Raw genomic sequence first — 8,836 nt, forward strand, 5'->3', positions numbered from 1 at the left:
TCAGGAGCAAAGAAAGCGGTTGACCGTTGAGCGGTTCTCCGTTCACCAGGAGAATCTGTTATTCGTTCCAGAGCGAGGATTTGTTCTTCGTTCTTGGTTAGGACCATTGAAGCAATAGCATCAAGATTCCGACCAGGAGCTTTGTCGGAATGACGGAATCTAGCCTTTTCGGAATAACCATTTGCTGTATCCCAGACTTGATAAGGGATCCGGTTCCAAGAACGAACAACCTGGACGCGTAGCGTCGGAACGAAGAACCGGTCTTCTTGGCGGTGGCCCGTTGACGGGCAACGTGGTTTTCACCAGCGACCAGCGGGTTTTTGCTCTTAAGCGTACAGCGATTCTCAGGATCGAGATGCTGAAACAAGTTCAGCATGACGGATTCCCGGACGAAGAACGAACAACCTGGACGCGTAGCGACGGAACGAAGAACCGGTCTTCTTGGCGGTGGCCCGTTGACGGACAACGTGGTTTTCATCAGCGACCAGCGGGTTTTTCTCTTAAGCGCACAGCGGTTCTCAGGATCGAGATGCTGAAACAAGTTCAGCATGACGGATTCCCGGACGAAGAACTAAGAACCTGGACGCGTAGCGACGGAACGAAGAACCGGTCTTCTTGGCGGTGGACTGTTGGCGGACAACGTGGTTTTCATCAGCGACCAGCGGGTTTTTGCTCTTAAGCGAACAGCGGCTCTTTGACAACTTGCAACTGCTCTTTCGAAGGACGGGTTCATGATCTTGGACGAAGGACCAAGGACGGCTTACATTGAACGTAATACAAAAGGAGGTCTATTTTGATCTGGAATAAAGTTGATGAGATAGTATCCTGTGGTATTGAAAAGGCAGTGTACCCTGGAGCCGTCGTCGTTGTCGGGAAGGATACCGAGATTCTCTACGAGAAACCATACGGCTTCCTTGCTGTCGATGACAATACTCCCGTCACGCTTGAGACCGTATATGACATCGCGAGTATGAGCAAGGTCGTAGCAACCACTAGCGCCATCATGCTTCTGGTTTCTCGGGGCGATCTCTCGCTTTGGGATACTCTGGGCGATCTTCTTGATGTCCCTGAGTCAAAGAAAGGTATTTCGGTCTTTCACTTGCTGACTCACACTTCTGGCATGCAGCCCTACTCGGAAGCATGGCGCGATCTCAAGGGAAGAGAACTTCTTGAGTCGATCATTTCTCTCGAACCGGAAAACGGTCTGATGGAGAAGATAAACTACTCATGTCTCAACTTCATAACTCTGATGGCAGTTGTAGAGAAGACAACTTCGATGTCATTCGCCGAGTTCTGTTCAGAGGAGGTTTTCAGACCGCTTGGAATGAATTCCTCTGGCTTTCTTCCAAAAGAACTGTCGAATGTAGCACCGACATGCGAACGCGATGGAAAAGTATTGAAGGGTCTTCCGGACGATGAGCTGGCATATTATCTTGGAGGGGTCAGCGGAAATGCGGGCGTCTTTTCAACGGGAAGAGATCTTTTCAGGTTTGTCTCCAGTCTAATGTGTGCAGGACTTGTACCATCCAGGGTCTTTGAAACGTTCGTATCCGAGACGGTATGCATTGGAGGAGATAGAAGACATCTGGGATGGCTGGCTCCCTCCAGAGGATCCAGTGCGGGCGATATTCTTGGAGAAGATGCATTTGGGCACACTGGTTTCACCGGAACCTCGCTTTGGGTCGATCCAGTTACCGGGCTGTATGTGATACTGTTGTCTAATCGGACTAATATAAGCAGAAGAGACACTATACCTCAGATGCAGAGAATTAGAAGACGGCTTCATAATTTGGTCTTTGGGAGTCTTGGATGATCTGGAATCGAATGAGAGGACTGCTCGCCAGCAGGAGAAGGAATATCCTCGGCGTAATGTCGGGGACTTCGGCCGATGGGCTGGAGCTGGCTCTGGTAAGCTGTTCTGGCAGCGGAAAGTCAATGAAGATCGAACTTCTAGACCATTTTTCCGTTCGGTTCGATTCTTTTTTTCACGATGAGATAGTGAAGACGTACGATCCTGACCTTTCCGGCGTTGACAGGGTCAATTTGATGAACTTCGTAATTGGCAGAAGGCACGCAGCGGCAATAAAGTCTTATCTTGAGAAGACGAGAGTAGTAGTGGAAGCAATTGCTTATCATGGGCAGACCGTCTACCATGACCCTGAAAATCGGGCGACTCTTCAGATAGGAGAGGCCGACGTTATCTCATCAGAAACTGGTCTTCCCGTTGTGTTCGATTTCAGGAAGAAGGATATGGTTTACGGAGGGGAAGGGGCACCAATCATCCCGTATTTCGACTGGATCTATTTTGAAAGCGGCTCTTACGCAGTAAACCTCGGGGGCATTGCAAACGTGACTTATGTAGACGATGATCTTGAGAATGTGAAGGCCTTTGACACGGGGCCGGCCAACTGCCTTTTAGATCTGGTCACGAAGAAGCATTACAACCTTGAGTTTGATGAAAACGGTAAGATAGCGGCCAGCGGTGCGGTCGATGATGAGATCCTCAATGCCCTTCTAGAGAGAGACAGAAGCTATTTCGAAAGAAGACCTCCAAAGTCAACGGGAAGGGAGCTCTACAACGAGGTTTTCCTGGAAGGGATCTCTGCAACAAAACCCGAAGACCTAGTTAGAACACTTGTAAGGTTCAGTGTAAGACGATTAGTTGAGAGTATTACTTCTTATTTGCCTATGGGGAAGAGAATGATTGTTACTGGAGGAGGCGCCCTGAATCCTGTCATGCTTGAAGATCTACAACGCTTGAGCGGATTGGAGGTAGTCGTACCCGATAGAACCTTTCTGCAGGCCAAGGAAGCCATGGGGATGGCCGTCCTTGCCCAGGAGTTCTTCAATGGCGTCGGGGCAAACGTTCCCTCAGTAACAGGGGCGAGACAAAGAGTTGTCCTTGGAAAACTGGCATTACCTTAATCTCCCCGACGGGAGAGAAATCATAAAGGAGGTTTTTACAGTGAGGCGAATCTTTCTGTTGATTCTCGCGGTTCTTTTCACCGCCATGTTGATGGCAGCTCCATTTGTGGAAGATACTCTGCTTACTCCGGATCCAAACCCGAAGATGGGAGGTACCCTATATCTAGCTCTTACCGGATCTCCGCAATCATTCAACTTCTACGGTACCCTTGACAACAACGCATACACGGTGGTAGGTCAGATGCTAACAGGACTTGTCGAGGCTCATCCCGTCACATCGGCAATCAGACCGGCCCTGGCAGAGTCTTGGGTAGTTTCGGAGAATAACAAAGAGGTCACCTTCCATCTGAGAGATGTGAAATGGTCAGATGGGGTACCCCTTACAGCAGACGATGTAATCTTCACCTTCAAGTACTTCATCATGAACCCGGTCGCAAGGGGAAACTCTGTTGACCGATTCACGATCGAAGCACAGCCCATAGAGTGGGTGAAGGTAGATGACAGCACCGTCAAAGCGATTCTTCCCGCACCTTACGCAGCCTTTTTCACCGTTCTCTCGCACGCTTATATCTACCCTTCACACGCACTTGAGGACAAGATAGACAAAGACAGACCCGACTCCGTTAACGATCTATGGCTCACAAACACTCCTCCAAGCGAGATTCCGGCAAACGGCCCGTTCGTTCTTTCGGAATACATAATCGATCAGAAAGTAGTTATGACGAAGAACCCCAATTACTGGAAAGTCGATTCTCACGGAAACAAACTGCCGTATGTCGACAAGGTTGAATACATTATCGTGAGCGACGCTCAGGTAAGGCTGGCGAAGTTCATGGCCGGTGAACTCGATTACATGGCCGTCTCGGGAAATGACTTCCCGATACTGAAGGAGAGAGAACTTGCCGGCGGTCCATTTAGAGTCTTCCTCGCCGAGCCGACCCAGCCGACCCCAAGCCCTATTCACATCGCCTTCAATTTCGATGCTGAGAATCCAAAACTGAGAGAAGTCTTCAAGACAACCGAGTTCCGCCAGGCAATGGAGTATGCTCTGGACAGAGAAAGAATAATCGATGAGGTCTACAACGGTTTGGCCGTTCTCGGAGGAGTGCCCGTTCTTCCTTCGAATAAGGCCTTCTACAACCCAAAGATTGAAGAGATCCGAAGACCGTTCAACCTTGCCGAAGCAGCAAGGCTCCTTGACGAATTAGGCTTCAAGGACGTCAACGGTGATGGCCTGAGAGAGTACCCAGACGGAAGCAAGTTCGAATTCGTCCTGACTCTTCAAAGCTCTCCTCAAGAATATCAGGATATCGCCTACATATACTCCCAGGATCTACTTAGCATCGGAATTAAGGTGAACCTGCAGATACTCGATAGTTCTCTTACCGGTCAGATGTTCGGCGCAGGTAGCTTCGAAGCCGGGATCAGGGCATTCGGAAACCAACCCGATCCTCAGTTGAGAAAGGCTATATGGCAGCCGGGCACACAACTGTATTACTGGCACAGAACGACAAGGGATCCCGAGACGAATCTTCCGATATTCGAGAACATGCTTGACTGGGAGAAGAGAGTATATGAGCTCTTTGAACTCGGTCAAGTCGCAATGGACCACGCAGTCAGAAAGACCTTCTACGACGAATGGCAGGAGATTTACGCAGAGTACTTACCCGTGATATTTGTGTGTAAAGGTATGAATCTTTATGCTGCCAACAAGTCTCTTGGAAATGTCGAACAGAACGAAGAGGGTCTTCTCTCTTACGCTTCCTGGACTGTCTTTAAGAAGTAGTTGGTAATTTGCGGGAGGAGAAGCTCCTCCCGCTTCATTTCTCTGGAGGAAGGTTATGTGGTCTTTTATCGTAAGAAGATTGCTTATCATGATTCCAATGATGTTCTTCATATCGGTGATCTGTTTCGTCATTACCGAGCTTCAGCCGGGCGATTTCGTAAGCCAGTACCTCGATAATCCGAGAATCTCGCCGGCTCAGATCGAATTGCTTAGAAAGAACCTCGGCCTAGACGAACCTGCACATGTCAGATACTGGAACTGGATAAAGGGAATAGTCACCCGCGGGGATTTCGGATATTCTTTCGCCTTCCAGAGACCGGTTGGAGAACTGATATGGGAGCGAATGGGCTGGACCATACTCATTGCGCTTGGGGCGATTGTGTTTCAGTGGATTCTTGCAGTTCCTATGGGTATCTATTCGGCGCTGCATCCATATTCATTTGGGGATTACACCTTAACAGTGATCGGTTTCATAGGAGTCTCCATACCCGACTTTTTCATGGCACTGATCTTGATGTATCTAATGCTGCAGATGGGGGCGGCATCGGTTGGGGGTCTCTTCTCGCCCCAGTTTGTCGGGGCGCCCTTCAGTCTGGCAAAACTTGTCGACCTTCTGAAACACATTTGGGTTCCTCTCATAGTCGTTGGAATGAGCGGTCTCGCCGGGCTAATGAGGGTAATGCGAGGAAACATGCTAGACGTGGTCTCTTCTCCTTTCGTGACTTCCCTTAGAGCGCACGGCCTCGATGAGAAAACCGTCAAGAAACACGCGATCAAGAACGCTCTGAATCCTATGGTCAGCATAGCCGGAACGGAGCTACCGAATGTGTTCAGCGGAACTATAATCGCCGCTATCGTATTGAACCTTCCGACAATGGGGCCCTTCTTCTATAATGCGCTTCTTAACCACGATCAATATTTAGTTATGACATTTTTGATGTTCATAGCCATCATAACCCAGATCGGAAATCTACTTGCAGACATAGCTCTGGCTATTCTCGATCCAAGGATAAGGATGAGCTGACATGCAGAGTACGAAAGAACGAATTGCAAAAAACTTCCTTAAGCATAAACTTGGAGTCGTTGGGCTTATTGCCCTCTCGATCATGTATTTGCTGGTCGTCTTCGCCGATTTCATAGCTCCTTACAACTACATAACGGCACACAGAAACTTCGTCTATGCCCCTCCTTCAAAGATACGTTTCTTCGATGAAGAAGGCAACTGGCGGGGTCCTTTCGTGTACGGAATGACCAAGGTCAGAAACCCCGTTACGTATAGACTGGAATTCACGGAAGACAAGAACAACGTAGTACCGATAAAACTCTTCGTAAGGGGTGAAGAATACACTTTCTGGGGACTTTTCAAGACCGATCTTCATCTCTTTGGAGTCGAGGAGTCTTCAGATGTAGCAATGGTACTTCTATTTGGAGGGGACAGGTTTGGAAGAGACCTCTTCTCTAGAGTTCTTGTTGGCGGCAAGGTGTCAATGACCGTGGGTCTTGTGGGCACCCTGATAAGCGTTTTCATAGGCGCCATAGTGGGGGCCCTCTCAGGTTACTATGGCGGGACTATCGACGTATTGATACAACGTTTCATAGAACTCTTAAGATCCTTCCCTAGGATACCGCTGTGGCTGGCACTAGCCACGATACTACCTCCTCAGTGGCCTAGCACGTGGGTCTATTTCGGAATCGTAATTGTCCTGTCGCTGATCGGCTGGATGGGGGTTGCACGTGTTGTTAGGGGAATGGTCTTGAGCCTGAGAGAGAAGGAATTCATTCTTGCCGCCAAAGTATCCGGTGTTTCGAACATGAAGATAATAACGCGTCACCTTATCCCAAACACAATCAGTTATCTGATAGTCGTTTCGACTCTTTCAATACCGGGAATGATTTTGGGTGAGAGCGCTATTAGCTTTCTCGGCCTTGGCATAAAGGAGCCTATGACCAGCTGGGGGTTGCTGCTGAAGCAGGCGCAGTCTCTATCTGAACTGGAGGCTCATCCCTGGCTGATGATTCCAGGGCTATTCATAATAGTGGCTGTTCTCTCCTTCAACTTCGTAGGAGACGCCTTGAGAGATGCAGTTGATCCTTACAGGGCGGTGGAAAAAGTATGAGCACAATTCTTGAAGTCAAGAACCTTAAGACATATTTCAGAACCCCAGATGGTCTGGTTAAGGCAGTAGATGACATCAGCTTCAAAGTCGAGAAGGGAGAGATCTTGGCTCTGGTTGGAGAATCAGGATGCGGAAAGAGCGTAACCGTCCAGACTATACTGGGGCTTATCAAGGTACCTCCCGCAAAGGTCGAAGGAGAGATCTATTACAAGGGAAAGAACCTGGCAGGACTGTCGAACAAGGCGTACAGAGACATAAGGGGCAAGGAAATCAGCATGATATTCCAGGAACCCATGTCGACGTTCGATCCTCTATTCACCATAGGCTACCAGCTGAAGGAAGTTGCAAGGGCACACATGCCCTGGGATGAAGGCAAAACCTATGAAGAGATTATTTCGATTCTTCGTAGAATCAACATTCCTGAACCCGAGAAGAGATGCAAAGAGTATCCCCACGAAATGAGCGGCGGAATGCTCCAGAGAATCATGATTGCAATGGCTCTAATAACCAATCCAGAGATAGTCATAGCGGACGAACCAACCACCGCACTGGATGTTACAATACAGGCTCAAGTCCTCAACATTATGCGGGAGCTCCAAGGCGAATTCGGCAGTTCTATAATCTTCATCACCCATGATCTCGGGGTAGTTGCGGAGCTGGCTGACAGAGTTCACGTAATGTACGCCGGAAAGATAGTCGAGAAGGCAGGGGTGAATGAACTTTATTCATCTCCTTCTCATCCTTACACAAAGGGCTTGCTGAACTCCAGAGTGATGAGATCCTACAAGGGAAAGAAGCTGCCGTATATTGAGGGTTATGTTCCAAGAGCTTACGAGTTCCCTGACGGCTGCCGATTCAACCCCAGATGTCCTCATGTAATGGAGATCTGCCGAGAGAAAGATCCTCCCGAGTTTTCTTTGAATGCCGGCCATTCGGTCGCCTGCTGGCTGTTCGATGGGAGGTCGGAAACATGATGATACTTTCGACCGAAGGGCTTAGGAAGTTCTTCCCGATTAAGGCCGGAGTCTTTCTCCAGGTTGTTGGCTACGTAAGAGCTATGCAATCTGTAACCATGGAGATAAGTAAGGGCGAAACTATCGGCATTGTCGGCGAGTCGGGTTGCGGGAAGAGCACTCTAGGTAGAACAATAGTGAAGATCTATGAACCGACCGGAGGAAGGATAATCTATCATGACGATAAGGGAAATGAATACGACATCACCAAAGGGCTTGCAAAGAACGTCCGCTCGAAATTCCGACGCGACGTTCAGATGATTTTCCAGAATCCGTTTGACTCGCTGGATCCCAGAATGACGGTAAGAGACATTATCAAGGAACCTATAGAAGCACACAATCTACTTTCAAAAGACGAGATAGACGATTATGTCGGAGAGCTTCTGATGAAGGTGGGCATGTATCCAGAATACGCTCAGCGCTACCCTCACGAGTTTTCAGGAGGGCAGAGGCAGAGAATCGCGATAGCTCGTTCTATCTCGGTCAGCCCGAGGTTGATAATCTGCGACGAGCCGACTTCAGCTCTTGACGTCTCTGTTCAGAGCCAGATCATCAACTTGCTGCAGGAGCTAAGAGACGAGATCAAGATGTCGTATATATTCATCTCACATAACCTTGATGTCGTACATCATATGAGCGATAGGATAATGGTAATGTATCTTGGAAATGTTGTTGAAACTGCCGGAGCGAAGGAGCTGTTCGATTACCCCGCTCACCCCTACACAAAGGCTCTGATGGCGTCAATTCCAAACTGGGATCCTCAGGAAAGGAAGCTCCAGAACATCAAGCTTGAAGGGGAACCTCCCAGCCCGATCAATCCGCCTCCCGGCTGCCCGTTTCACCCGAGATGCCCATATAAGATCGACATCTGCAGCAAAGAGATGCCCGACAGCTTCGAAGTGGCTGAGGGCCATACAGTCGCATGCTGGCTTCATGAGAGGAGTTGTAAGACCGGGGTTGGGGGTCGGAGGTCGGGGGTTGGTAAGAGCAAGAAC

At 49.0% G+C, this 8,836-nt stretch carries 7 protein-coding genes; all 7 read left to right on the plus strand.

Translation table 11 applies throughout. From position 1 onward, the window contains the following. Positions 1-793: 793 nt before the first annotated feature. Positions 794-1,813 carry a serine hydrolase domain-containing protein gene (locus tag B3K91_RS11050; protein ID WP_102819244.1) on the plus strand — a complete coding sequence of 340 codons (1,020 nt, stop codon included), beginning with the start codon at positions 794-796 and terminating at the stop codon, positions 1,811-1,813. Between the two features lie 11 nt (positions 1,814-1,824). After that, positions 1,825-2,925: an anhydro-N-acetylmuramic acid kinase gene (locus B3K91_RS11055; RefSeq protein WP_292595155.1), complete on the plus strand. Its 1,101-nt coding sequence runs from the start codon at positions 1,825-1,827 to the stop codon at positions 2,923-2,925. Between the two features lie 40 nt (positions 2,926-2,965). After that, positions 2,966-4,711 (plus strand): ABC transporter substrate-binding protein, encoded by a 1,746-nt coding sequence (locus tag B3K91_RS11060; protein ID WP_214078370.1) that lies wholly within the window; start codon positions 2,966-2,968, stop codon positions 4,709-4,711. A 55-nt stretch (positions 4,712-4,766) separates the two neighbouring features. After that, positions 4,767-5,735, plus strand: a complete 969-nt coding sequence (locus tag B3K91_RS11065; RefSeq protein WP_214060583.1) for an ABC transporter permease — start codon at positions 4,767-4,769, stop codon at positions 5,733-5,735. A gap of 1 nt (position 5,736) precedes the next feature. Further along, a complete protein-coding gene (locus B3K91_RS11070) occupies positions 5,737-6,828 on the plus strand; it encodes an ABC transporter permease (protein WP_099830484.1) in 1,092 nt (363 codons plus the stop codon). Then, positions 6,825-7,802 (plus strand): ABC transporter ATP-binding protein, encoded by a 978-nt coding sequence (locus B3K91_RS11075; RefSeq protein WP_099830483.1) that lies wholly within the window; start codon positions 6,825-6,827, stop codon positions 7,800-7,802. The genes B3K91_RS11070 and B3K91_RS11075 overlap by 4 nt, the downstream gene beginning before the upstream one ends. Next, on the plus strand, positions 7,799-8,836 hold a 1,038-nt coding region (locus B3K91_RS11080; protein WP_292595157.1), incomplete at its 3' end, for an ABC transporter ATP-binding protein. The genes B3K91_RS11075 and B3K91_RS11080, both read left to right, overlap by 4 nt.

Origin of the sequence: Mesotoga sp. UBA5847, from assembly GCF_002432735.1 — a bacterium.
In the GTDB taxonomy this organism is placed as follows: domain Bacteria; phylum Thermotogota; class Thermotogae; order Petrotogales; family Kosmotogaceae; genus Mesotoga.

Excerpts from the sequence above, each read along its gene's own strand:
- B3K91_RS11055 (WP_292595155.1), top strand. The coding sequence starts at position 1,825 with ATGAGAGGACTGCTCGCCAGCAGGAGAAGGAATATCCTCGGCGTAATG.
- B3K91_RS11065 (WP_214060583.1), top strand. The coding sequence starts at position 4,767 with ATGTGGTCTTTTATCGTAAGAAGATTGCTTATCATGATTCCAATGATG.
- B3K91_RS11070 (WP_099830484.1), top strand. The coding sequence starts at position 5,737 with ATGCAGAGTACGAAAGAACGAATTGCAAAAAACTTCCTTAAGCATAAA.
- B3K91_RS11075 (WP_099830483.1), top strand. The coding sequence starts at position 6,825 with ATGAGCACAATTCTTGAAGTCAAGAACCTTAAGACATATTTCAGAACC.